Source organism: Mycobacterium tuberculosis H37Rv, assembly GCF_000195955.2.
Lineage (GTDB): Bacteria > Actinomycetota > Actinomycetes > Mycobacteriales > Mycobacteriaceae > Mycobacterium > Mycobacterium tuberculosis.
Genome location: NC_000962.3, coordinates 2023433 through 2049716, shown reverse-complemented (window position 1 = coordinate 2049716; position 26284 = coordinate 2023433). Strand labels below are relative to the sequence as shown.

The following is a 26284-nucleotide window of genomic DNA, read 5'->3' as shown; positions in this document are numbered from 1 at the left end:
CGCTAAACGGAAATGATTTCGCGCGACCAACTCCGGTATTCGCAGAGAAAAGCACTGTCGGCTATTCGGCTGCGCCATCGTGACCCTGGCGCTTTCCAGGGAACCCACCCCCTACGGGATCACCCGGCGGCGGGCGGTCGTGCGACGAAGTTGGGGCGGAAGCCATACTGGGGCACGGCACGCCCGAAGCCTTGACCGCCCATGGTGCCGAAAGGCATTCCGGGCATGCCGGCCGCCACTGCTGGGGGCGGTGCCACCATCGGTGTGCCTCCCAACGCGGAGCCCAAGGGGCTGGCTAGTGGTGCGGCCGCCGTCCAGCTCGGCGGCACCGACAAGGTTCCGACGGTGGCCGCGTTGCCCAGGCCGGCCGCGACAGTGCCGCCTAGCCCGCCCGCTGAGCCAAGCGGCGCCACCAGCGCGCCACCGAGCCCGCCACTGGTGGCCTCTCCCAACACATCCCCGGCCGCATCCGCAGCTGCCACGCCGCCGAGTAGACCCAAAAAGGGCGCAATCGTGTTACTCGGCAAGAACAGTCCGGACGAAGCTATCGTGTTCCAGAAATTGGAGTTGGGGTCCAGTAACGCCCAGAGTTTGTCGAGCCAGGAAGATCCAGACCCGACAATGCCCAGCAATCCGGACGGCCCCGACGCGAACGTGGCTGCAGTCGATGACGAAAGTCCTTGCAGTACAGACGGTATGGCGGCGATCAGCTGCGACAGCGTCGTTTGCTGAGCACCAGCCGAGGCGCCGGTGGCGTGGGCAATCGCAGCCGACTGGGCCGCCAGGCCGGACGCGTTGGTAGTCTGCACCGGCTCGGTGAACGGGGTCAGCTGGGTAGCGGCTGCCGAGGCGCCGGCGTAGCCGTACATGGCCATCGCGTCCTGGGACCACATTTCGGCGTACTGGGCCTCGGTGGCCGCGATCGCGGGGGCGTTTTGGCCTAGCACATTGGTGGCGATCAGCGCCATGAGCTGGGCGCGGTTGGCCTCGATGACCGGCGGGGGCACCGTTGCTGCGAACGCGGCTTCGTACGCTGCAGCGGCAGCCTCCGCCTGTGCCCCGGCCTGCTCGGCCCGGACGGCGGTGACGCTCATCCAGGCCACGTAGGGGGCGGCCGCGGCTGTCATCGATGCCGACGCCGGACCGTGCCATTCTTCACCGGTCAGCGTCGAAAGCACCGAGCTGTATGACAGTGCGCTGGCGCGCAGTTCTGCGGACAAGCCGTGCCAGGCTGACGCTGCGGCCAGCATCGGGGCCGAGCCCGCGCCGGAATACATACGCGCCGAGTTGATTTCGGGCGGTAGCGTGGCGAAGTCAAGTGCGGCAGTCATCGTTGATCTCCTCGTTAGCTCACAGCAATGATGTTGGCGGCTTCGGTAGCCGCGTAAGAATCCGCGCTGGCGCCCAACATCGCGACGAACGCCTCATTCATGGCGATCGCCTGGGCGCCGACCGCTTGGTACATGGCGGCATGGAAGTTGAATTGTGTTGCAGTCAAAGCTGATACTTCGTCAGCGGCCGCCGGGGCCAATTCGGCAGTTGCCGGTGCCGCGACCGCATTCCGCGCGGCTATCACCGATCCAACATGGCGCAACTGACCGGCCGCGATGGCCAGCGCATCTGGACAGACAAGAACAAACGCCATGGGTCTTCTCCTGACAGACGACCGAACCCGGAGGCCTATGACCGCTTCTGTCGTGGCTACTTCCCGTGAACGTCACTCACACAAGGCCGCGAAGCAACGAGCTTGCGAAATAACGGATTTCGAACCGGAAGGCCGATTCAGAGTGCGAAAACGGCGCCGGGGTCGGATCGGAACGAAACGGTCGTCGATCTCGGATACGGACTATCGCCGGGACTCATTTCGCTCTCACCTCCTCACGGCCGGGGCACACGGGGATGCCGATGCACAGCACAAAGGGATGACAGCCCAGCAGACCACCGAACTCGGCACCCCTCTCGTCAGAGCTTTGGCACCACACGGCGTATCCGGCCGGTCCAGCCGGAAGCCACTTGGGCTCAACCCTTAAGCCGGGAAGAGCTGTCCTGACCCTGGGCGTCTTTCGACGTTCGAGGTCAGTGGCCTATATCCGCGCAGACGCCTCACCTAGCGAGGTGCTTGCAAGGGTAATCGTGACACTCGTAGCGACGCGCGTCAACCCAACGGCTTGACTCATCCGATGCCCCGGAGGCTATCAAGATCGGCTGTTAGCCAGCGAGCAGACAACGCCGGTCAGCAGACGACCTTCAGGTCCAGCGCAACCCGAACACCCTGAGACGGGAAGTTAGCGCAGCCGTAACGTATTGGAATGACGCGGTAACCGGTTGCACCGCAAGAGAAGCGCAATTCCGGGAGAATCGTTGTCTATGAGAGTTGTGTCAACGCTACTCAGCATTCCGTTGATGATCGGCTTGGCGGTTCCGGCCCACGCGGGGCCCAGCGGTGACGACGCGGTCTTTCTTGCCTCGCTAGAGCGGGCAGGCATTACCTACAGCCACCCGGATCAAGCCATAGCATCGGGCAAGGCCGTATGCGCGTTAGTCGAAAGCGGCGAATCGGGTCTTCAGGTCGTCAACGAGCTGCGGACCCGCAATCCCGGGTTTTCGATGGACGGTTGTTGCAAGTTCGCTGCGATCTCCGCGCATGTCTATTGCCCCCACCAGATCACTAAAACCAGCGTCAGCGCGAAATAGTTTGGGCTAGAGAGTAATCAGTGGATTGACCCCGCTTGGGGTGACACGGGGTTCACATCGTTGCCAGTGAATCTGGTGAATGCACCCCATAGCGGGTCCGCAAAACTGTAACGTTGGCGTCGGTTCCAAAATTCCTTTGGCGGTCGTATGGATTCCCCATGCGACGACAACGGCCAGGAGGTGTGGACGTCGCAGATGATCGTGGCGCCGGCGTTTGTCGATGCAGCGGCAAAGGACCTAGCAACTATTGGTTCGGCGATTAGCCGGGCCAACGCCGAAGCGTTGGTCCCGATAACGGCGTTACTGCCTGCGGGCGCTGACGACGTGTCGGCTGCGATTGCGGCGCTGTTCGCAACGCACGGGCAGGCATACCAGGAGCTCAGTGCCCACGCGGTCGCATTCCATGAGCAGTTCGTCCAGCTCATGAGCGCGGGGGCGGCCCAGTACGCCAGCGCCGAGGCAGCCAACTCGTCACCATTGCAAATCGTGGGCCAAACCGCCCTCGATGCCATCAATTCACCCGTGCAGACGCTGACCGGGCGTCCGCTTATCGGCAACGGTGCCAACGGGGTCGCAGGAACCGGGCAAAACGGTGGCGATGGCGGATGGCTATACGGCAACGGTGGCAACGGCGGGTCCGGCGGGACGGGCCAAAATGGCGGCAACGGCGGGTCGGCTGGGCTATGGGGTAGCGGCGGCAATGGCGGCCAGGGCGGGGCGGGTGCCAACGGCGCAGCCGGTCAACCCGGGAAAGCGGGCGGGTCCGGCGGCAACGGCGGCGCCGGTGGATGGATCTATGGTCACGGTGGACATGGTGGGGCCGGCGGAAACGGGGGCAACGCCACAGCGCCCGGGGGTGCGTCGGCAGGCTTCGATGGGGGCGCCGGCGGAAACGGGGGTTCGGGTGGTCGCGGTGGACTGTTGTTCGGCAACGGCGGCAACGGCTCGGTCGGTGGCATGGGAGGACAAGGCACTAATGACACAGCCGGAGATTCGGCCGGCAGCGGCGGATTAGGAGGCAACGGGGGCAACGGCGCCCAGGGCGGGTGGCTGATCGGCAACGGGGGGCAAGGTGGGGACAGCGGCGCCGGCGGCGGCACCGACTCCACTCAAACGGGCGTCATGAACGGCGCTTCCGGCGGTTCGGCCGGGATAGCCGGTAACGGCGGTGACGCGGGCCTAGTCGGCAACGGCGGGGCCGGTGGCAACGGCGGGAATGGAGCGGCCGGGTCTGCGCTGGGTACTACCATCTTCGGCGGGAGCGGCGGGGTCGGTGGCTCAGGCGGCGACGGCGGCAACGGCGGGTGGTTGTTCGGCAGCGGCGCGTCCGGCGGCAACGGGGGTCAGGGCGGTGACGCAGGCACCAACGGATTTGCGGGCTTTGGCGGCTCTGCTGGCGGTGGCGGCTGGGTAGGTGCCGTTAACTTCGGACCGATTAGTGTCCAGGGTTTTGGGTTGTTTGGTCACGGCGGTGACGGTGGCAACGGTGGTGACGTTGGGGCCGGCAGCCTCAGCATTCAATTTGGTGCATCAGGGGGTGACGGCGGCCAAGGTGGGGTGCTATACGGCAATGGCGGCAACGGTGGTAACGCCGGCAGCGGCGGAGGTACCGGCTTCGAAGGCAGCGCCGGCCAGGGTGGCGCCGCCATTCTGATCGGCAACGGCGGGGCCGGAGGGAATGGGGCGACCGGTGGGACCGGAGTAGGCAACATTATTCAGGAAGCCGGAGGTGACGGCAGCGACGGTGGCGCGGGCGGCAGCGGAGGCCTACTGTTCGGTAGCGGCGGGGCCGGCGGCATCGGCGGGGCCGGCGGCGTCGGCGGGTCGGGCAACGACGGCGGCAACGGCGGCGATGGTGGCCAAGGCGGGGCAAGCGGCCTGGGGATCGGCAACGGCGGACCCGGGGGAAGTGGCGGTACCGGTGGGGCCGGCGGAACCGGCGGCAGTGCGGGCACTGGCGGTGCCGGCGGTGACGGTGGTAACGCCGCCCTGCTGATCGGTACCGGTGGCGACGGCGGAGATGGTGTCCCACCCGCACCCGGGGGCCAAGGCGGCAAGGGCGGATTGATCGGTTTGCCTGGGCAGAACGGGCAGCCGTAGCCGCCGGTCTGGGGACGAAACTAATTCTCCTGCTGTGGGATTCGGGTTCCGATCTCAAGGGCATCAACCAACTCAAGCAATGGTGCGGTCTGGCGACTCGTGTCTGCCTCGGGGCCTATCAATTGGAAGACACGCCCTAACCCTGCCCTAGCCCGATTCTGATATCGTCGGTGCAATTTCAGCCTTGTTGCCGCCGGCCATGTGCACGGCGTGGATGCCCGGTTTCTTCTTCAATTCCGCGAGTAGATCATCGAGCCCGTCCTCGTCGGTGTGCCAGTGCTGCACCGATTCGGGCTTCTCCATCATGTGCGCGACCACCCGCCGCAGCTTGTCCGGTGAGTCGCTGTCCTTGAGAGATTTCTTGACCGCGGTGACTCGGCCTCCGCCGAGGAAACCACCAGTGGCGCGTGCAGCGGCGCCGCCAAGGGCCCCTCCGGCCACACTCGCCAGGGCCATCTGGCTGAGCAGACTGCCCTCGCTAATTGCGGCCGCCGGGACAGCCTGAAGTCCGGTGCTCGAGAACACAGCGGCAACCGTCCGGATCGCCGGGGTGGCCGCTGCCCAGCTCGGCGGCACCGACATCCCCCCGACCGAGCCGGCCTGGCTCGCACCCGCCGATATCGCTGGCGCGGTCGAGCCCAGACCACTCGAGATCGCAGACCGCAGGCCAAGCCCGGCCCCTAGAGCAGATTTCGGGATCAAATCGGGATTGAAGGGCGTCACCGGATTGAAGAACTTCTGGAACTGCACCATGCCGAAGATGGTCGATATTACGGTGTCGTTAGCCGGCAGGACCATTTTTGACTCAGCGAAGCCAAGCCCGAGCATGCTGTTATACACCGAAGATGCGTACGGCACCCCGGTGACCGCGTTCATCAGGCTGGCCACCGTCTTGTTGTAGTTCGTCCCGGCCGTTGCCAGGAATTCCAGCACCTCGGACACCAGTGAGCGCGCGTTGCCGGCCGACGCGCCGACAGCCTGGGCAACCGCAACGCCTTGGGTGGCCAGTCCGGCCGCGTTGGTGGTCGGCGGCGGTGCAGCAAATGGCGTCACCTGGGTCGCCACCGACGACGAGCCGGCATAGCCATACATCGCGGCTGCGTCTTGCGCCCACATTTCCGCATAGCGGGCTTCGGCGGCCGCGATCGCACCGGTGTTCTGACCGAAAATGTTGGTCGCCGCCAACACCGCCAGCTCGGCGCGGTTGGCCGCGACGACCGGCGGCGGCACCGTGGCTGCAAACGCTGCCTCGTAGGCCGCCGCTGCCGCGCTGGCCTGGGCGGCCGCTTCCCGAGCGAGCGCCGCCGTGGCCGACATCCACGCCACATACGGTGCGGCCGCAGCCGCCATGGTCCCCGACGACTGTCCCGACCACACGCCGGTCAGAACCGAGATCACCGAGCCATAGTCGGCCGCCGTGGACTGTAATTCGGTGGCCAGCCCGTCCCAGGCCGCTGCCGCGGCCAGCATCGGACCCGACCCGGGACCGGCATACATGCGCCCGGAATTGATCTCCGGTGGTAACACCCCGAAATCCATTACCGCATCCCTCCTTAACGGGCCGTAACCCCATTGGCAGCCCCGGTGGCCACATACCGAACCGGCGCTGGTCGCAAAAGTGTCGACAACCTTCTCTCCCGTGACATGGCGCTAGTCGTCCATGGCCGGTATCACGAAGATGTTGGCTTCGGTGGCCAGGTCCTCGACGGCAGCGGCAGCGGCACCGACGGCGGGTGCTGCGGCGCTGCCGATGGGGTGGCCGGTAGAACCGGCGGCAGCGCGGCCAGCCAAGCCCGACAGCGCCATGCCACCGAGCAACGCACCCGCGCCGTCGGTGGCCGCAATCGGCGCGGCGGCCAGGCGCGTCGCCTGCAACGCCGCCGCCGGCGATGGGATCTCCGGGGCGGCCACCGTCCAGCCCTGAGGCACCGATAGCTTTCCGACCAAGCCTGCCCGGCCAATACCCGCGGAAACCGATCCACCACCCAAGCCCTCCGAACCCAAAATTGGTGTATGCAAAGCAAATTCGGCCAGCGGAGCCAACGCTCCGGTGATTGGTTTCCCCCCGATCTTGCCAAGCAAGGCGCTTACCCCCTGCCCGTTTTGGGTTACCAAGACGCTCTGAATGCCTAACAGGTATGGCACCCCGGAGGGAGGCAATACCCCGGGAAAGGTGTACGGGCCGGTGACCGCCCCGCCCAGGAAGGTGGACAGGTTCCCCAGGTCGGTAACCCACTGCGGCGTCGCCGATGCCGACTGTGATGCGGTCGGCAATGCCAGGCCTTGCAGGGCGCGGGGAACCGCGGAGAGCAGCTGCGGGAATGCCGATTGCAGGTTGCCGCCGGCCGCGGTGGCGGCGGTTTGTGCGACGGCGGAGGACTGGGCCCCCAACTGACCATGGTTAGTGGTTTGCGGCGGCTCAGTGAACGCTGTCATTCGCGAGGCGGTCGCTGACGAGCCGGCGTACCCGTACATCGCGGCGGCATCCTGCGCCCACATTTCCATGTATTGGGCCTCAGTCATCATGATCGCCGGCGTGTTCTGCCCGAAGATGTTCGTCGCGATCAACACCATCAGTTGGGCACGATTAGCGGCGATCACCGGCGGAGGCACGGTGGCAGCGAACGCAGCTTCATAGGCAGCTATCGCCAACCTGGCTTGCGCGCCCGCCAGCTCGGCATGCACTGCGGTGGCGCTCATCCATGCCACATAGGGTGCGGCTGCAGATGCCATGGACGTCGACGAAGGACCGCTCCATGCCCCGGTCAAAGCCGATAGCTCCGAGGCGTAGCCAGCCGCTGTTGCGTGCAGCTCAACAGCCAGCCCGTCCCAGGCTGTCGCGGCGGCCAGCATGGGCCCCGGCCCCGGCCCCGTATACATCCTGCCTGAGTTGATCTCCGGCGGTAACAACCCGAAATCCATTTCGCTTAATCCCTAATCGCGTGGCTCGCCGGAATCGCACTCGCGGCCCCCTGGCAGCGCAGGAACCGCAGCGGCCCGTAGTGACAAATCACCCGTGTTCACCTCTCGCCGCTGAGTTGTCAGGGACGGCGGCGAGTCGGTTTTTGGCGGCCGCTGGACCCAAACCCGTTCCAAATATCTGGCGATCATGGTTGGCGAGTATTGCTCGTGTCACGTTCCGGCGAGGTAATCGCAACGTAAAGAATGATCACCATCACCTCGCTGTTGGCTTGGGCCGCGCGTGAGATCTATTCGCCAACATTGGCATTGCTATGGCCAGCCGCATCGGTATCGGCGCTTTGTGATCAGCTAGCGGCACGCCAGCGGCGCCGACTGCCGATTTGGCGGCATGTATTCACGCTCGATGGAAGCACGCGAGCCAGTAGCAGCCCGAGAACCATGCCCTCTGGGTGGCCGCCCGATGACCGCGCAGGTAGTTGTCTCGACCATTGGCGCTCATGCATAGGTGGTCGCGCGGGCCGCCCCACACGCGAGCGGAACATACCTCAGCACAACGCTTTAAAGTTCACGCAAAACACGATCAGGGGACAATGGCCGAGATGTCATTGGCAATCGTTCGGCCCGCGCTGATGATGATCAAGAGCTGAAGACCGCCTGCGGCCGTGAACAGTGCCACGTCGGCCGCGAGTGGGTATCCGACCGCGTTGACGAGTCCCATCGGGTCGCCCTTGAGCGCTTGCTGGATGCCCTCCAAAAAAAGGTGGATGTTGTACGACGGCACGATCGTCAACGCCGCATTGGCGATGTCGGCGGTTGGGAGCACCGTCGCGTAGCTCGTCGCGGCCACCTTCGAAATCGTGTTGGCGAGGTTGCGGTTAGCCACCTGCAGGTCGTCTATCAGGCTGTCGATCGAGAGCGGGGGGACCGGCGTACCCGAGCCCGGTGCGGTGCTTGGCATCGTCGACCCGTCTGCCGGCAACGGCAGTTCGAGGTGGCTGACGTCGTAGGCGAAATCGCCGATTCCCTGCTGGGTCCCGGCGACGAGAGCGTCGGCGATGACGACCGGGCTGACCTCTGGGAACAACCCGAACGGAGTCGCAACATTGGGCGGCGAGGTCGAATAACCATAGGCCGGGTCGCCGTAGCCCAGGTTAACAATCACCTTCAAGTTTGGTTGAACCAGGTTCGCCAGTGGGTTCCCCACGATCGGCACCGATCGCAGTGGCTCTAGCAGCGGCAGGTTCTCCGTGCGAATGATGTAGTACTGGGTCATCGTGGGACCGACCGTATTGGTCAGCGGAACCGCTGCGTCAATTTGTTCCGGCGTCAGGATGAAGTAGTTGGAGTGCACGTAGTAGGTGCCGGCAATGGCGTTGAGGGTCGACACAAAGTTGAGCGGGTACCGCGGAAAGTCGGCGACGCCGTCGTATTCGATGGTGTAGATCTTGGTCGGGTACAGATTGTGCGGAGTGGCCCCGGTGGCCGTCACGCCCAAGCTTGGAAAGGAGATCCCCGGGAACCTGGTGGCAACCCCGCCATTGGGGTTGTTGGGATTGCCGATCAGCGTGAAGGAAAGCTCGTCTGGAGACGGCGGGTCGGCCGAAGCCGCAAGATTGGCCATCACTAGTGACGAGATCGTGGCGCTCTGCGAGTAGCCGAAGACGGTGACGTTGTTGCCGGCGGCAATTTGCTGCCGAATCGCACTTTCGAGAATGACGGCACCCTGCGCCACCGAGGAATCGAAAGTGAGGTTCTTGATCACGACCACCGGGTAGAGCCCTTGGGGCGTGAAGAGCGCCTGCGCGATAACACCCGGGACGCTGCCACTCATGTACAGCGCGTTCGCGAGCTCGACATATCTGGCCGACGGTATTGGCGTGCCGCTGCCTCCCATGACCAGGCCAACGGTTTGTGCCGCAGCCGCATTGGCGGCGATCGCGCTGTTGACCGCGCGGACGACTCCCATCGGTGCCTCGGCCGAGCTCGGCAGACGGGCATCAAGACTGGCGGCGCCGGGGATGCTCTGTAGCCGTTGCAGCCACGATGCCAACTGTGTGGCCACCGCCGAAGCCCCAACGTAATAACCCGCCATGGCCGCTGCATCCTGGGCCCACATACACTCATACAAGGATTCGAGCGCGGCGATCGCAGGCGCGTTCTGCCCAAACAAGTTCGACGCTACCAGCGACGCCACCTGGGCGCGATTTGCCGCAACCATCGCCGGATGCACCGTCGCGGCCAGCGCCTCCTCGAACACCGATACCGCGGCCCGAGCCAGACCGGCCGCGCCCTCGGCGTGGGCAGCCGACGTGCTCAGCCACCCGATGTACGACGCGGCTGCGTCCACCATCGCCGCCGACGCCGATCCCTGCCACCACCCAACCACCAATCCCGACGTAACCGACCCGAATGACATTGCAGCACAATGCAGCTCGGAGGCTAGATCATCCCAGGCGGCCGCTGCCGCTAACATCGGCGCCGACCCCGCACCGGCGAACACCCTCGCCGAATTGACCTCGGGGGGCAGCACCGCGAAATTCGGCAGCATCGCGACGGTCCTTCCTCAGCCGAGACGGCACACTTTCATCCGATGCGCTAACAAACAACCGCGCAGTCGGATGAAAGTGCGTACAGATCCCGAACGGGGCGGTCAGACGCCGCTGTGCATCGGCGCGACGATCACAGTGCCACCCACCGGAGCCGGTGCCCCCTGAGGGTTGCGGCCAAGCGGGGGACCCTCTGCCAGACATGCTGAGCCCGTCAGCGCGATCATCGCAAACAGGGCCGCCAGTGCCACCAGTACCCGAGCGGCGAGACGACCGTTCTTACTCTTGACGCTCATCGATCATTCCTCTCATGTTTCGATATATTGGCCTGACCGTACGCCGATTAAATGCTAGCTCCATTGCGGCCTCCGTGAAATATTTCTGGGAAATTTGGTAGATATCCTTGAAGCCTCATTGACACCCAACCAATGCCGGGCACGGCGCCGCCGTCGCCCGCCGTGCGTCACACGAAGGGGGCGTGGCCCTTCTCAATCACTATGGCGCATAGGAATTTTAGTAGCAAACCTGTAGTCGAGGCGCAAGCGATGCTGTCTGGATACCGGACACCCACAAACGAAAGACACGCATTTCCATGCCCGGGAGTCCGCTCGATTGCCTAATGACTTGGCAACGCGCCACCGATACTTGTGCCAAACGTGGGATTTTTGACCGACGTCAAATATATTTACATTTGGAATTTAAGGTGTGGCACCACCGTTAATTGTAAACAATTTGGACACAGCACGGATTGAGACGGCACGTACCCCGCCCTGAGCGGCTGAACACCACACCCTCCCCCGCGTGCACGGACACCATCTGGACCAGTCTCCGCCCCGCCCCGCCTCATTCGCCAACCACAGACCACTCACCCACCGCCGACTGTTCAGGTCAAAGTAGCCAGTGACACCGACGAAAAGAGTGCCTACTTCGTCTTCTTCTCCGCGACCGCAGCGCGCAGCCCTTCGGCCAGGTCCTCGCGAGTCAACTCCTTGAATCGGCGCAGCTGATCCTCGCTGAATTCGGTGAGATCGCTGGCCAGTACGGCGTCGAGATCCTCATCGTCCAAACGGAAACTACGGTGGTCGCGGGCCTTCTCCACCACGTTGCGCACAAAGCCGGCATTGCCCAACAGATCGATCCCGCGGATCAGGTCGCCGTCCTCGGAGTAGCTCTGCTCCATGTAGAACTTGGTATACGACGGCAACAACACTTGAGACTCTTCCTCAGTGATCACGTCTTCGTTCTCCCGACCCATCAGCTGGGTCAGTGCGATCAGCTCCTGCGGGGTGTAGCTGAAGAACTCGATCACCGTCGAAAAGCGCCGGCGCAGACCCTGATTCACCTCGAGCATTTTCTCCATCGCTTTGGCGTAACCCGCACCAAACACCACCAGCTCGTCACGGTGATTTTCCATGTACAACAGCAGCGTGTTGATGATCGCGTTACCGTACGGGTCGCCCTGGGAGTAGCCCTTCTCATGCAGAGTGTGCATCTCGTCAAAGAAGACCGCACCGCCCAACGCCCCTTCGAGCATCTCCTCGGTGTTCTTCTCGGCGTCGGCCATGTACCGGCCCAACAGCTTGGTGCGGCTGGTCTCCACCACCAGCGGCTTGCGCAGCACTGTCAACCCGCACAGCTGCTTGGTGAAAGCCCTTGCGACCGAAGTCTTCCCGGTACCGGGCGGCCCGAGCAACAAGGTGTGGCGCGACGTAACCGGGACCGGAAGCCCCATCTTGGCACGCGCTAAATTCACCTTCGTCGTCGACTTGATGAGCTTGATCTCCTTCTTGGCCTGCTCCATGCCAAGCATCGCGTTGAGCTCGGCATCCCCTTCGGCCAAGTACTTCGCGGCCATCTCGGCATGGCGGGCGGCCTCGGTCTGAGCGCGGGTTGGCGCACTGTCCGGATCCCACGGATCTGTGCGCGCCTCAATCGTTTCCGGGTCGGTGAGGATCAGCCGAAAGTTGGGGTTATCCAGCGCCTCGCGGGCCGGGGTGAACTTCGCATCGCGCGAATACACGCGGCGCAGGAGTTCGACAGCTTCCTCCTCACGGCCGACGTGCCGCAGGCACATGCCTTGGGTGTACAAGGCGATGTTAGCCGCGCCCGGCACCCGGTCACCTTCGATTGCTTCCTGAGCGCGCCGAAAGGCCTCTTCGAACACCCCGAGCGACGCCAGCGCCGTGGTGGCCATCGCCGCCCCCGCGGCCTTTAGCTCGGGGTGACGCCACTGCGTTGCCTCGGGGAACTGCGCAAGAACGTCAGGCCAGCGTTTGGTGCGGAAGTACAGCACGCCCCGCACGTAACTCACCAGCTCGGCGTCGAACGGATGGCGAGGATCGGTGGCGTCGAGCAGCTCTGCCGCCTCCTGGTAACGCTTGGCCTCGGCGAGGACCGCCGCGTAAGCGCAGGCCAGCGAATCTACGCTGGTAATCGCCAGTCGCAGGAATAGCCCGTCGGACACCTCGGGGCGGAACTGCAGATCCGTCACGCCGAGGCGGCGGGTTTCCCAGCCGAAAGTCCGCACCGCAGCCCATGCGCCGGCGAGCACTTCGATGCTCTGGTCGCCGGCCAGCAGCCGAGCCAGCCAGGCATCACACATCTTGGGATCCAGCCTGGTCGCCGTGGTGAACATTTGGGCGGCCACCTGCGGGTTATGGCTGGGCTGCAGTCCATTGACGGAGATCCCCGATGCCAGCAGACCGGCGACCATGGCGTTGCGGGCATCTTCGGCGGCGGCCTGCGGGCGTGTCATTGCCCCACAAACGAGCTTGTCGCGTGCTCGAGTTCCTGGCCCACCGGCAGCACGAGCTCGTCGTGGTCACGCAGGTTCCGACTGGGGATGACCAGGAGTGGACGGTGCGTCGGGGCCGGCAGGCTGGCACGCACCGCGGCCAACTGGCGACCGGTGAGCCGGTTGAGTCCGGCCGCTACCTCCTTGGGCAGGCGCGTGTCGCTGTGATAACGCACCCATGCCGATAGCGCGGGCGACCCGACCCGAGTGGTCAGACGCACCGTGACCACGGTCGTCCCGACTTCGGGGCTATCTGGCAGACACAGCTCATCCAAGGTCTCCGACGTGATGTCTGACGGCGTAACCCAAAAACTGGTCGCATAACCATTGAAATGCTTGAGGTGACGCCAACCGGGGCGACTCCATGTCGGTTCCAAGTCAGCCAACACGGCGCTGTCGACCTCGGTCAGCTCATCGGCCGTCACCGGCCGGGCCGCACAACTTTGCCCATCCAGATCCTGGACCAACCGCTCGGTGGCTGCCACCAGCGTCGACGCCAACGAGTCACGACACGCCACCGCAGCCACATTTCGCTGCGGATTCATCCGTAACACCAACCAGGTGCGGCGCCGATCGGCGACAGTGCGATCACCGGCTCGTTCTTCGGATTTCCAGCCCTGCGGCTCCCACTCCTGCAGCGAGGCCGAAGCTTTAGCAGCATCAACCCCGCCCCGCACCAGCACCGACACGATGTCGATGCCATCGAGGTGAATGTCGAACTGGCGCAAACCATCGGCGACCGCGACCACCGGCAACATGGGTACCGGCGATTTCCGGTGCCAATGCCGACCCGACGGGCCGCTCTCACCGCAGGTGACCTCGATCACCGAGACCAGCCGGCCGTTATACTCACGCACCCCTACCGTGTCACGCCCAAAACGGCGCTGGTGGTCGATTGCCGGAGTGCACCCCGCACCCAGTGTCGTGCCCGGATCCGCCGACCAATCCCGCACCCACGTCGCCAAACCCGAAATCACCGTGATGCCGTGGTAACTGACCACCGACAGTAACGTCACTACGGCCGCCACGCCGACGCCGACCCACCACGCCACATGATGATCGGCCTGCCAGGAATCCGGGCAATGACTGGCCACCGCCAAGATCAGGACATCCACCAGAAACACCGCGGTCACCCGCGGCCACGACAACGCCAACCCGAAGCTGCGCTGAGCCTTCATTGCTGCTTCCGTGATCGCCGCATCAAGGTCGCGGTACCGAACACCGCACCGCCTATCAATAGTGCCCCGGCCAATCCCCCGGCGGCCACCCATATCGGCACCATATCGCGGGGGGCGGGCGGCTGCGGCACCACCAACGGCGCTGACAGCTGCTTGGGCGGCTCGGCCGGGCCTTTGGGCACATCCCAAGTCAGTGCTGCCACTGGGTCGACCACACCGTAGCCGACCTGGTTGTCGACGCCGCGAGCGGGTGGCCGGGCGGTATGAATCAGCCGATTGATGATTTGGTACGCCGACAATTCGGGGAACTTAGCACGTACCAGCGCAGCCACCCCGGACACGATCGCGGCGGAAAAACTGGTGCCAGCCGGAACCAGCAACGAATTATCCGGGCCGTCAATCGCATTGATCAGGCCGTCGTCACGGGGCGAGAGTCCGACGACGTCGGTTCCCGGCGCCGAAATGGAGACCCAGGGTCCCGCGATACTCATTTTGCTGAGCGGTTGACCGTTGGCGTCAACCGCTCCGACCGTCAGGACGTAGTCGTGGAACCACGAGGGTGTCACCACCGTGGTGACCGCGTTCCAAGCGCGTGGATCGTCGGGCTGCAAGGGATCAAAAATCGGGTTCTGCTTACAGTCCTTCTTGCTGCCGTCGCCCGCTGCAGCCACGATGACCGCGTCCTTGTCGACCGCGGCGTAGTGCACCGCGGCACCCAGTGCACGCTGGTCGATGACATTACGAGCACTCATGCACATCACATCGGAGATATTGATCACCGAAGCACCCATGTTGGCAGCATGCACGATCGCGCGCGCCATTGTCTCGACGTTGTCGATCTTTTGCGCCGTCTGCGGGTCTTCGTCCCCAGTGTAAGGGTCCTTAAGGCCGAAGGCCTGGCTTGACTGGCGGATGGAGATTATCTCGACACCGGGGGCGATCCCACTGAACGCGTCCGGCGGTGGTCCCAGCGCTGGCGATGGCGCACTCGGGTGCGGATTACGCGGGTTGTCGATCGGGGCTATCTTGCGGCCCCCGGAGTAGCTGGGTACTGTCACCGTGCCGCCACCGCGGTCCACGGCCGGCGGCTGTGGACCAGGAGCCGGCGGCGGCTCCGGTCCTGGCACCGGTGCGCCCGGCGGAACTCCTTCCTCGGGAGGTGGAGCCGGAATCACGGTCACGGTCTGCGGCGGTACCGGTGAAAGGGTCACCGTCTGTGGCGGCGGCGGCGTTTCGGTCGTGGGAATGGTGACCGGCCTGCGCGGTACCGACGGCAGCGGTACCGCCCCGTTCGCCGGAACCGCCGCGATCATCGACGCCACCAGGGTGCCGTGGGCGTCGCAGTCCGACAGACCGTCGCCACCGGCCATCACGTAGTCGCCGCCAGGGATCAGACGCGGCAACCGGGGATGTGGAGTCACACCCGTGTCGATGACAGCGACCTTCACACCGTCGCCGCGGCCGAACTGCCAAGCCTCGTTCAGGTTCAGCATCTCCATATATTTTGGCTGCAGCTGAAAGTCGGTGCCGGGCAAGACCCCGACCTCGGTGCAGTAGGCGTTCTGCTTCATGGGCGCCAGCGGTCCGGGCGGCCCGTCGGGTGGCAGCGCGCCCGGATCGATCGTCGGAGGCGAAATTGCATACGCTGGCGGAAGGCCGGTCAGCGCGCCCGAAGCTAGCAAGACTGCGGCAATGGTCGCGGTACCCGCGCGACCACACCACGACCTGCTGCTACCGGTACCGAATCGCTGCATAGACGTTCATCAACCACAACGCCAGCGGGAAGATCGGCATCAGGCAGAGGTATTCAATCCATTCCACAAACTTGCGGAATAGCGGACTGTAGATGGTGTGGGGCACATGTGCAGCAGCTGCCATGCCCGCCGCCGGCAGCAGCACCAGGATCGCGGCGACAATGGACACAGCCAACGGCGAGGACAATTCCAGCGCGTACCGCACACACACCGCAGCAGCGATGATCACCGCAGTTCCGGCCAGGGTAATCGACTGCCAACGGTCGACGTAGGAGCGGCCCCGCAACAGCAGGAAGCCCGAGGTAAATCCGGCCAGTATCAGCGGCAGCCAACGTTGCCCGGTGTGCGGGTCGCACAACGATGTCATGCACACCACCACCATCACGCCAAGTCCCGTTAGCAGGCCGCTCAAGAACGACCGAGCGCGCTCAGCTTGCAGCAGCACATCACGCACCGATGACGGCCCTTCCAAGACCGGTGCGCTGCCACCGGACACCACCACGGTGGTCGGTAGGTCGGGCCGAGCCTCGAAGACCCACCGGCTGGTGGCGGACGGGAACACCGGCAGTCGGATGCCGGCCAGCCGCCGAGACAGTGCCGGCGCCGCGTGGTAGGCCACTACGCAAATCAACAACAAGGACGACAACAGCGTCACCGCGCTTGTGGCCGCGACCATCCGCGCCAAGGCTGCAAGCATTGTCAGCGCACCGATGATGACGATTGTGGTGTAAATCCCCAGGCGGCGACCGGTGAACCGCAGGGCCAGGGCCGCAGCGACGGTCAGCACTCCGAAGCCCAACACGGCCTGCGGGGAGCCCACCGGGCCGGGCGGGGCCGCTGCCGCCGCCACCGTCACGGGCATGATCGCGCTCATCAGCATGATGTCGGCGACGCGTCGATCCGCGTCCGTCTTGGCACGCATCAACAGCAACATGGCGACCGCCAGCACCAGCACACCAATCACCGCGGTGTAGATGGTGGTCAACCAGGTGTTGTGATGCCAGCGCCACCAGCCGAGCACCCCGGTGGCAAGAACAACCCCGGTCGCCACCATCGACGCCCCGACCTGCACAGCAACGATCGGGTCGATCCTGGCGAACCGCTTGCTGAGATCCGAGGCGACTGCGGTGGAGATATGTTCGATGACTTGGGAGCGACGTTCGGTGTCTGCGATGAACCGAATCCACAGCCGGTCGCCGTCATAGACGTCTTGTTCGGTCAGCGACTGGGTAGCACGCAACGGCGCGCCGTCCACCAGACACAGCGCCCATCGGCCGCGTCCAGTGGCTTCCAGTGGAGCCTCACCGAGCTCTCTGAGCCGACTATTAACCACTTTCAGCAGCGGGTCGGTCATCACCGAAACTGGGGCGTTGGCATCCAGCAGGACGCCGATCTGGACGCCTTCGCCGGCCATGACGCCCACGACGACAGCCTGGGGCGATGCCACACCCTCAATGTCAGCCTGAGGTGCGTCAGCTACTGCGGTCATCGTCCTGTACCCCCTGCCATGGCAAACGTGTTACACCGTGGCTTCAGTGGCGCGGGGAGCTCCGTCGGTGTAGGCACCGAGGCGCGGTAGCCCACCGGGAGCTGCGGCTCGACTAACTCCGATTTCATTTGCCTTGCCTCGCGACCAAATCGTTGTGGTTGACCTTGCCTTGCAGTATTGCAGTCGATTCTAGAGCAATTTGCCCTGTACGTATCTGGGTTGTATCTGATGCTCAAATTTGTTGTTGTACTTCGGGTTTCACGCCCTGGCGTCATACTCTGCTGTGTGTTTTCCACTCGCCGTAGGGCAGTGTATCCAAAACGGTCTTCACTCCTACTTGCACCAACTGCGGGGTAGCCGGGCAGATAGCCAGCCACGCCTCGCCGGAACCTGCCGTTCGCGCCTGCTGATACAGCGCGATGCGTCCACCGGAGCCGTCTTTCAGCGACAACACCGAGGCGCTGGGGCCCTTGGCGTCGTCTCGGTACTGTCGCGCATACACTGCGACCTCGGCCGCGGGATCCGACAACGCCTGCCCCAGCGCGGCCACCGTCGCGGCACTGATGCCCATTCGGCGCAGATCTCCGCCGGAGAAGACGTTAAACCCCGATTCCTGCCACGACTTCGTTGCCTCTAGCATCTCCTCCATTGGCACGTTGACCGCGTTGATCGCGGCTGGGTCGGCGTGGTGAATCGACTCCAGACCGTCCATTACCAGTGCGGCGATCGAGGCGCTATCCGAGACCGTCACGTCATCGACGGTGATGTCATTGCCAACCCGTACCGCCGACACCCAGTGCTGGCCTCGCCGGGCCAACACCACCCGGAACTCATTGTCAGGGATGTCACGCGAACCCGGCGGCTGGTTCTCGTCGTCTATGACCCCGTACAGCAACTTGCCGCGTGACAGCAGGGCGACGACTTCAAGATCAGGTGCGGCAAGCACCTTCATCCGGGCAGCGACCTGTTCGTTGACCGCGTCGTTGACGACAATGCCCTGCTCGCGCATGACCGCCATCCCCGGGTGCTCGTTTAGCCAGTCATTGGAATCGGTGGAGACGTACGGCCGGCAACGTAACTCAGGCGCAACGTGGCGGATATCCAGTAGCGCCTGAAGCATCCAGAAGCCGTCGACGTTGACGGTGATGTCGGTGCGGGTACTCTGTTGATCCATCGCTACCTCAGCGGTCGAGTGCTAGTTAACTGCAGGACACAGCAGCACACCGGCTGGTTGGTGTGCTGCCGCGACTGAAGTTCAGTTTTAGGCCCAGCTGGAGCCGACGGCGCTGTCGGTTTGCGCCATGTTGTTGCCGGCAGCCTGCACCTTCTGCCCGTGGGCGTTGGCCTGCTCGTAGATCACCTGGAAGTTACGGCCCAACTGGGTAATGAACTCCTGGCAAGCCACCGAACCGGCGCCGCCCCAAAAGTCACCCGCGGCCAACACATCACGAACGATGGCCTGATGCTCCGCCTCAAGCGACGCCGCCTGAGCGCGGATCATGGCGCCATGAGCGTCGACGTCCCCGAACTGGTAATTAATCGTCATATTGGTGTTCTCCTAATGTGAGAAAGCGTACGCAGCTGTGGCTTTCGGCGCTAGCTGCTCAGGATCTGCTGGGAGGCCTGCTCTTGCTGTTCGTAGTTGTTGGCGTCGCGAACCAGCCCGTCACGCACCCCGTGCAGCATGTTCACGATGTTGCGAAACGCCTGATTCATCTAGGTCATGGTGTCTAGCGAGGTCGCCTCGGCCATGCCACTCCAGCCCGCACCGGAAATGTTTTGCGCGGACGCCCACATCCGGCGAGCCTCGTCCTCCACCGTCTGGGCGTGCACCTCAAAACGGCCCGCCATGTCCCGCATCGCATGCGGATCCGTCATAAAACGTGAGGCCATGTTGCCTGTCTCCTTAGTACTGAATGCCTAGATCGTCTGCTGTTATGGACGCCGATAGCTGAATCGGCTGGGCGCTGGCGCAACCCCTGACCCGAGAACTCCGGATGTTCCCCCTCTCCTTCAGCAGGTTCGTGCGAGCCCGTTCAGCCGGCAGCGGCTGCGTTGGCCGCCTCGGTGGCCGCGTATGAGCCAGAACTGGCCACCAGCGTGTTCACGAACATTTCGTGAATGGCCGCGGCCTGGGCGCTGACCGTTTGGTACATCTGCGCGTGCGCAGCAAACTGAGCCGCGGTCAGCGCTGATACTTCATCGGCGGCTGCGGGCACTACTCCGGTGGTTGGAGCAGCCGCGGCCGCGTTCTGGGCGTTCATTGTCGTGCCAATACCCTGTAGGTTCGCCGCCGCAGCTGCCAGGGCTTCCGGCTGTGTGGTCACGAACGACATGCTGTCTTCCTCTCCCAATTAATCCCAGCAACGGCTCTCTGCAAGAGAGTAGATCACTGCAACGCAACAAGTTGATTTCGATGCCACCCGTTCGCAAGTGTTCACCAGTTGGCACCGCAAATTCACCTGTGGTAACGCCACAGTAACAGCGTTTGACCGGGTTTGCGGCCCACTCGAGATACTCGGCGTCGAGCGGGCGCCCAGAGCATCGAATTCAGCCGGAAGAGTCGCGCTGACCAGCGTATTTATCGGCCCACCGACCGGGCTGGGGATGAAATCTTGCCGCAGATAAAGCCCCGTCGGGACGGTCAATTTGGCATCAACGCCCGCCGTGCGCATTGATAGTGCCGTGTGCGGCGTTTACCGACCGGCGCGGTCGATCGCTATCTGCAGCATTTCCGGCGGCCGCGCAGACCGGATCGAAAGCTATCCCGCCGACGGAGACCGGGTAATCACGCTGTGGCGGAACCCGTATCGGTGAGCGAAGGCGCCCGTACGCCGCCCCGCTCTCGCCAGCGGTATGCCTCGAAGCAGGCCTCCCTGACCGCAGCTGGACGCTTCGCCGATGACGGACATCGGCGTGCCCGCCTCAGGCTTCTCCGCGAAGGCCGGAGCCGCGACGGCCCAACTTGGCGGCACCGACAACCTCCCGACCGGCTCCGCCCGCGCCAAACTCGCCGACACCGCCGGGCCTGCACCCAGGCCGGCGAATTGTGGCGTTGGGTACCAGGCTCCGCCGGAGCCAGCCGTTGTGCCCCCTGGGCCGAAGGTCAGCTGCTGTGCGATCGAGGTAAGAAACCGCGCCATGCCCGTCGCCAAGTACGACTGACCGAGCAAACGAACGATCGTCGTCCTTTCCGTGGGGGTAATCGAGCCCAGCAACCGCACGAGCCACCAATCATTGGGATTCGGCCAGCTGACCGACGCAACCGCCTGTGCGACCACCCCAGCGGAGTTGGTGGTCTTCGGCGGCGCCGCGAACGGAATCAACCGCGACGCGCTCGCCGACGCAGCCGCATAGCCATACATAGCAACGGCGTCTTGCGCCCACATTTCGGCGTACTGCGCCTCAGCGACCGCGATCGCCGCCGAGTTCTGACCGAAAAAATTGGTCGCAATCAGCGTCATCACCAAAACCCGATTCGCCGTAATCACCGGCGGCGGCACCGTCATCACAAAAGCGGCCTCATAAGCCGCCGCGGCCGCCGCGGCCTGCATCCCCGCCTGCTCGGCCCGCGCCGCGGCTTGGCTCAGCCAGGCCACATACGGCGTGGCCGCCGCCACCATCGACAACGACGCCGCACCCACCCACGGCGCACCGGTCAGCTCGGCTATCACCGACGCATAACCGGTCGCAGCCAACCCCAACTCCACGGCCACCCCGTCCCAGGCCGCGGCCGCAGCCAGCATCGGCCCCGACCCCGGACCGCAATACATACGGCCCGAATTGATCTCCGGCGGTAACGCCCCGAAGTCCATTCCGAACCCTTTCTCCGGTTGCGGAGTCGCAAACGACATCTGAGGTGCCTTTCAATGGCTCGACGGGGATTGAGCCGCTGGGAAACGCGAGCTAGCTGCTCGGTTGTGAGGCTAAATCGCCGTGCTGCTCCGCCGCTGACCCCGACGCTGCGGGACGTTGGGCGGCCAGCTACATCCCGGGAGCCACAACCGCCAAGTACCCTGTGCTTCAGCGCACACGACCAGTCTCGCCGCGCCATCACCACCTGCATGGATACCGCGATCAACACCACCGGAACTTGCTGACGGCGCGGTGCCGTTGAGTCGCGGGACCGTTAGGAAATCCGGTGCTGAACCCGGCTTCGGGAAAAAATCCCACCGCAAATAACCCACCGAGATCTCGGCGCCGACCAATTGCCACCCGCAGCGGACCACACCAGCCGAGGCCGGCGCGTTAATACGTTGCGGCAGCGACTATCCGGCGAAGGGTGGGCGAGCCATGACGGTGGGACGGAATCCGTAGCGTGGACCCGCGCCGGCCCCGCCCGCACCAGCTAGCGGCAGGCCGCCCAACAGGCTTCCGGGCGCCGCCTCCGGGGCGGCACTGACCGTACTCACCGGTAGCGGAGCAGCCCCCGGAGTCACCGACCCGGGCAACGGTCCACTCCACACCGGCGGCACCGACAGCTTGCCAACCGAAGCCGCATTGCCCAGACCCGCCGCCACCGGCCCGCCACCGAGCATCCCGCCCAGTCCAGGCAAGCCCTTGGCGGCATCCCCAGCAGCCGCGACCGCAGCCGGTGCCGCCGAGCCGATCAATCCCAGGGTCTTGGCCGACTGAATGAAGTTGTTGCCCATGCCGATGCTGAAGTACGGCAGGCCCTCGGTGTTATAGAAGAAGCTCGCGTAGGGCTGCAGGTCGGTCAGCAGTGCCGAAATTGAGGTGGGGAAATTGGGCGTGCCGAACAAGATCTGCCACAGCCACGACAGCGGACCGTTAGACGACTGCAACAGAGGTGAGGTGAGGCTTTGCAGCGCGTTGGGTAGCCCGGTGATCATCTCCGTCAGCGTCGACTGGGCGGTACCGGCGGCGGTGGCCACGGCCGCGGCCTGCGTACCCTGAGCGGTCGGGTTGGCAATCTGCGGCGGCGTGCTAAACGGCGTGACCGCCGAGGCGCTCGCCGAACTGCCCGCGTAGGCATACATCGCCGCGGAGTCTTGGGCCCACATCTCGCCGTACTGAGCTTCGGCGGCCGCGATCGCCGAGGTGTTCTGACCAAAGACATTCGTCGAGATCAGCTGCATCAACGAAGCCCGGTTGGCCGCGATCAACGGCGGAGGCACCGTCGCGGCAAACGCCGCCTCAAAAGCGGCCGCGGCGGCCCTGGCCTGTGTGGCCGCCTGCTCGGCTTGCGCCGCAGCGGCACTCATCCACGCCACATACGGCGCAACTGCCTCGGCCATCGCCGCTGACGCCGGACCTAGCCACCCCTCACTGCTGAGCTGAGTGATCACCGTCTCATAACCGGTGGCCGCCGAACTCAGCTCCGCGGCCAACCCGTTCCAGGCCGACGCCGCAGCGACCATTGGTGCCGAGCCAGGACCGGCATACATCCGCACCGAATTGACCTCCGGCGGCAACGCCCCAAAATCCATCGCAGTGACTCCTCTAGCCGGCCGCGGCCGCGTTGGCGGCCTCGGTAGCAGCATACGACCCTGAGCTCATCTGTAGAGTGTTGACGAACATCTCGTGAATCGCCGCGGCCTGGGCGCTGACGGCCTGATAGATCTGGGCGTGTGCCGCGAACTGAGCCGCCGTCAGCGCCGACACTTCATCGGCGGCCGCCGGGACCACCCCCGTCGTGGGAGTCGCCGCAGCCGCATTCTGGGCGTTCAATGCGGAGCCGATTCCCTGCAGACTGCCGGCCGCCGCCGCCAGTGCTTCTGGTTGGGTAGTCACAAACGACATGCGATCTCCTGCTTAGTTGTCTTCGGGTGCTCACGCCTTTGGGAGCATTGTCATTTCTGCCGAGCTGAGGTCATGGCGTTATCCGGCCGATGGCGGGCGGGCAACCACACTGTGACGGAACCCATATCGGTGGGCAAAGGCGCCGCTACGCCGAGTGATCCGCGACCCTAGCGGCAGTCCGCGGAGCAGGCCATGCGGTCCGTGTGACGAACCGACGGTAGGGTTGGCGCTCACCGCGTGGGCGACCGGGCTTTCGGTCAGTGCAGTCGTTTTGACCCAGCTCGGCGGAACCGACAGAGCCCCAATCTTGTTGGCCCGCGCCAAACTCGCCGACACCGCCCGGCTTGCACCCAGGCCGGCGAATTGCGGCGTTGGGTACCAGGCTCCGCCGGAGCCAGCCGTTGTGCCCCCTGGGCCGAAGGTCAGCTGCTGTGCGATCGAGGCGAAGAACTGCGCCATGCCCGTCGCGAAGTACGACTGACCGAGCAAACGAACGATCGTCGTCCTTTCCGTGGGGGTAATCGAGCCCAGCAACCGCACGAGCCACCAATCATTGGGATTCGACCAGCTGACCGATGCAGCCGACGAAAGTCGTTGCAGCAGTCCAGGCATCGCCGCGACCGCAGCCACCTGTGCGACCACCCCAGCGGAGTTGGTGGTCTTCGGCGGCGCCGCGAACGGAATCAACCGCGACGCGCTCGCCGACGCAGCCGCATAGCCATACATAGCAACGGCGTCTTGCGCCCACATTTCGGCGTACTGCGCCTCAGCGACCGCGATCGCCGCCGAGTTCTGACCGAAAAAATTGGTCGCAATCAGCGTCATCACCAAAACCCGATTCGCCGTAATCACCGGCGGCGGCACCGTCATCACAAAAGCGGCCTCATAAGCCGCCGCGGCCGCCGCGGCCTGCATCCCCGCCTGCTCGGCCCGCGCCGCGGCTTGGCTCAGCCAGGCCACATACGGCGTGGCCGCCGCCACCATCGACAACGACGCCGCACCCACCCACGGCGCACCGGTCAGCTCGGCTATCACCGACGCATAACCGGTCGCAGCCAACCCCAACTCCACGGCCACCCCGTCCCAGGCCGCGGCCGCAGCCAGCATCGGCCCCGACCCCGGACCGCAATACATACGGCCCGAATTGATCTCCGGCGGTAACGCCCCGAAGTCCAACCAGTCCTCCCTCTCCACACACGATCGCGTTGGCGATCCGGATGAGCCCTGATGAGCATTGCCACCAAACGTGGCCAACGAGACGCGCGCTCGGCATCGAAAAGGCGCCGAATATAGCACCGCTAGTCGATAACGGCGTCGCTGCGCAACTGTTGCATAGAAAACACATTAGATTGCAATACCGGCCTCCAGCGCCGATGACGCCAAATATTCATTCCTCGTAAACGATCGTTTGGCCAGCGTTAATTTTGTGGTATGACCCGGAATCGTCAGTCCGCGTCGTCCTCCTCGAGGATGAGCGCCATTTCGGGGCAAGCGGCCACACCGTCTCTGGTCAGCTGCATGTCCTCGGGCCGCACCTCGTGCTCTGCCAGGATCGAGTTGCCCGAGTCGTCGATCGGGAACAGGTCCGGATCGACGGCATAGCACTGCGCATGACCCACGCATCTCGATGGATCGAGACGGACTTTCACGGGATTTCCTCCCTTTACCGCCCAAAGCACACGCCAGCTTGGACCGGACAGTTCGCTTCGAAGATTAGCCGCTGAGCCCCCAGATGCGCTCGACACCACAATGGTGGGTGCACGCCCACGTGCGATATTGGCTAGGTCGGCACCGCTTGGCTACGTCTGCGACCTGCGACAAGAACGGAGACACGAAAGACTTGAGCGCATGACCACCCCCGGCGAGGACCACGCCGGCTCGTTTTATCTACCGCGGCTCGAATATTCGACGTTACCGATGGCCGTTGACCGGGGTGTCGGCTGGAAGACCCTCCGCGACGCGGGGCCCGTGGTGTTCATGAACGGCTGGTACTACCTGACGCGCCGCGAAGATGTGCTCGCGGCGCTGCGGAATCCGAAGGTTTTCTCGTCGCGGAAAGCGCTGCAACCTCCGGGAAATCCGCTGCCGGTGGTTCCGCTCGCGTTCGACCCGCCCGAGCACACCCGATACCGCAGGATCCTGCAGCCATACTTCAGCCCGGCCGCTTTGAGCAAGGCGCTACCGTCGCTGCGCCGTCACACTGTCGCTATGATCGACGCCATCGCAGGCCGGGGCGAGTGCGAGGCGATGGCCGATCTCGCGAATCTGTTTCCGTTTCAGTTGTTTCTCGTCCTGTACGGCCTGCCGCTCGAAGACCGTGACCGTCTGATCGGCTGGAAAGACGCCGTCATCGCCATGTCGGATCGACCTCACCCGACCGAAGCCGATGTCGCTGCGGCGCGCGAGCTGCTCGAGTATCTCACGGCCATGGTCGCCGAACGCCGGCGAAACCCAGGGCCGGACGTCTTGTCGCAAGTGCAGATCGGCGAGGACCCGTTGAGCGAGATCGAGGTTTTGGGTTTGAGCCACCTCCTGATACTGGCGGGACTGGACACCGTGACGGCAGCGGTAGGCTTTTCGCTGCTCGAGCTCGCCCGCAGACCACAGCTGCGCGCCATGCTGCGCGACAATCCCAAGCAGATCAGGGTTTTCATCGAAGAGATCGTCCGGCTGGAGCCATCGGCGCCGGTGGCGCCGCGAGTTACCACCGAGCCCGTCACCGTCGGCGGCATGACACTGCCTGCGGGGTCACCAGTGCGGTTATGCATGGCCGCAGTCAACCGCGACGGCAGCGACGCGATGTCCACCGACGAGTTGGTGATGGATGGAAAGGTGCACCGGCACTGGGGATTTGGCGGCGGTCCACACCGTTGCCTGGGTTCGCATCTAGCCCGTTTAGAGCTCACCCTGCTGGTGGGCGAGTGGCTGAATCAAATTCCCGACTTCGAGCTCGCGCCGGACTACGCGCCCGAAATACGGTTCCCGTCCAAGTCCTTCGCGCTTAAGAACTTGCCGCTACGCTGGAGCTGATCGGTTTGGCCGAA

21 protein-coding genes and 1 pseudogene are annotated in these 26284 nt (G+C 64.5%); 4 read left to right on the top strand and 18 right to left on the bottom strand.

Annotated elements, in window-relative coordinates:
* Positions 1-1345 precede the first annotated feature (1345 nt).
* Complete coding sequence (gene PE20, locus Rv1806) at positions 1346-1645, bottom strand: PE family protein PE20 (protein ID YP_177843.1); 300 nt, start codon at positions 1643-1645, stop codon at positions 1346-1348.
* A 37-nt stretch (positions 1646-1682) separates the two neighbouring features.
* On the opposite strand from PE20, the gene Rv1805c reads away from it, so the two are divergent.
* The 3 genes from Rv1805c to PE_PGRS32 all read left to right on the top strand — a co-directional run bounded on the left by Rv1805c (position 1683) and on the right by PE_PGRS32 (position 4794).
* Positions 1683-2030: a hypothetical protein gene (locus tag Rv1805c; RefSeq protein NP_216321.1), complete on the top strand. Its 348-nt coding sequence runs from the start codon at positions 1683-1685 to the stop codon at positions 2028-2030.
* A 337-nt stretch (positions 2031-2367) separates the two neighbouring features.
* On the top strand, positions 2368-2694 hold the full coding sequence (locus Rv1804c; protein NP_216320.1) for a hypothetical protein: 327 nt from the start codon (positions 2368-2370) through the stop codon (positions 2692-2694).
* Between the two features lie 180 nt (positions 2695-2874).
* Positions 2875-4794, top strand: coding sequence for a PE-PGRS family protein PE_PGRS32 (gene PE_PGRS32, locus Rv1803c; protein YP_177842.1), 1920 nt, complete (start codon positions 2875-2877; stop codon positions 4792-4794).
* 147 nt (positions 4795-4941) lie between these two features.
* On the opposite strand, the gene PPE30 is transcribed toward PE_PGRS32, so the two are convergent.
* The 17 genes and pseudogenes from PPE30 to Rv1786 form a co-directional block, all read right to left on the bottom strand.
* On the bottom strand, positions 4942-6333 hold the full coding sequence (gene PPE30, locus Rv1802) for a PPE family protein PPE30 (protein YP_177841.1): 1392 nt from the start codon (positions 6331-6333) through the stop codon (positions 4942-4944).
* 111 nt (positions 6334-6444) lie between these two features.
* Positions 6445-7716: a PPE family protein PPE29 gene (PPE29, locus tag Rv1801; protein YP_177840.1), complete on the bottom strand. Its 1272-nt coding sequence runs from the start codon at positions 7714-7716 to the stop codon at positions 6445-6447.
* A gap of 580 nt (positions 7717-8296) precedes the next feature.
* Positions 8297-10264: a PPE family protein PPE28 gene (PPE28, locus tag Rv1800; protein ID YP_177839.1), complete on the bottom strand. Its 1968-nt coding sequence runs from the start codon at positions 10262-10264 to the stop codon at positions 8297-8299.
* Between the two features lie 102 nt (positions 10265-10366).
* Positions 10367-10558, bottom strand: coding sequence for a lipoprotein LppT (lppT, locus tag Rv1799; protein NP_216315.1), 192 nt, complete (start codon positions 10556-10558; stop codon positions 10367-10369).
* Positions 10559-11184: 626 nt separating this feature from the next.
* The gene (eccA5, locus tag Rv1798; RefSeq protein ID NP_216314.1) at positions 11185-13017 is read right to left on the bottom strand and encodes an ESX-5 type VII secretion system protein EccA; all 1833 of its coding nucleotides are present in this window, start codon (positions 13015-13017) and stop codon (positions 11185-11187) included.
* Positions 13014-14234: an ESX-5 type VII secretion system protein EccE gene (gene eccE5, locus Rv1797; protein ID NP_216313.1), complete on the bottom strand. Its 1221-nt coding sequence runs from the start codon at positions 14232-14234 to the stop codon at positions 13014-13016. Before eccE5 ends, eccA5 begins: the two co-directional genes overlap by 4 nt.
* A complete protein-coding gene (gene mycP5, locus Rv1796) occupies positions 14231-15988 on the bottom strand; it encodes a membrane-anchored mycosin MycP (protein ID NP_216312.1) in 1758 nt (585 codons plus the stop codon). The genes eccE5 and mycP5 overlap by 4 nt, the downstream gene beginning before the upstream one ends.
* Positions 15966-17477, bottom strand: coding sequence for an ESX-5 type VII secretion system protein EccD (gene eccD5 / locus Rv1795; RefSeq protein ID NP_216311.1), 1512 nt, complete (start codon positions 17475-17477; stop codon positions 15966-15968). Before eccD5 ends, mycP5 begins: the two co-directional genes overlap by 23 nt.
* A 271-nt stretch (positions 17478-17748) precedes the next feature.
* Entirely contained in the window at positions 17749-18651 is a 903-nt protein-coding gene (locus Rv1794) for a hypothetical protein (protein NP_216310.1), read from the bottom strand.
* An 87-nt stretch (positions 18652-18738) separates the two neighbouring features.
* Positions 18739-19023, bottom strand: a complete 285-nt coding sequence (esxN, locus tag Rv1793; RefSeq protein YP_177838.1) for an ESAT-6 like protein EsxN — start codon at positions 19021-19023, stop codon at positions 18739-18741.
* Positions 19024-19073: 50 nt separating this feature from the next.
* Positions 19074-19370: pseudogene (gene esxM / locus Rv1792) on the bottom strand.
* Positions 19371-19513: 143 nt separating this feature from the next.
* Complete coding sequence (PE19, locus tag Rv1791; protein YP_177837.1) at positions 19514-19813, bottom strand: PE family protein PE19; 300 nt, start codon at positions 19811-19813, stop codon at positions 19514-19516.
* Between the two features lie 426 nt (positions 19814-20239).
* Positions 20240-21292, bottom strand: coding sequence for a PPE family protein PPE27 (PPE27, locus tag Rv1790; protein ID YP_177836.1), 1053 nt, complete (start codon positions 21290-21292; stop codon positions 20240-20242).
* 453 nt (positions 21293-21745) lie between these two features.
* Positions 21746-22927, bottom strand: coding sequence for a PPE family protein PPE26 (PPE26, locus tag Rv1789; protein YP_177835.1), 1182 nt, complete (start codon positions 22925-22927; stop codon positions 21746-21748).
* Positions 22928-22940: 13 nt separating this feature from the next.
* A complete protein-coding gene (gene PE18, locus Rv1788) occupies positions 22941-23240 on the bottom strand; it encodes a PE family protein PE18 (protein ID YP_177834.1) in 300 nt (99 codons plus the stop codon).
* A gap of 78 nt (positions 23241-23318) precedes the next feature.
* Positions 23319-24416 carry a PPE family protein PPE25 gene (gene PPE25 / locus Rv1787; protein ID YP_177833.1) on the bottom strand — a complete coding sequence of 366 codons (1098 nt, stop codon included), beginning with the start codon at positions 24414-24416 and terminating at the stop codon, positions 23319-23321.
* A 269-nt stretch (positions 24417-24685) separates the two neighbouring features.
* Positions 24686-24889 carry a ferredoxin gene (locus Rv1786; RefSeq protein NP_216302.1) on the bottom strand — a complete coding sequence of 68 codons (204 nt, stop codon included), beginning with the start codon at positions 24887-24889 and terminating at the stop codon, positions 24686-24688.
* Between the two features lie 199 nt (positions 24890-25088).
* On the opposite strand from Rv1786, the gene cyp143 reads away from it, so the two are divergent.
* Positions 25089-26270: a cytochrome P450 Cyp143 gene (gene cyp143 / locus Rv1785c; protein ID NP_216301.1), complete on the top strand. Its 1182-nt coding sequence runs from the start codon at positions 25089-25091 to the stop codon at positions 26268-26270.
* Positions 26271-26284: the final 14 nt, after the last annotated feature.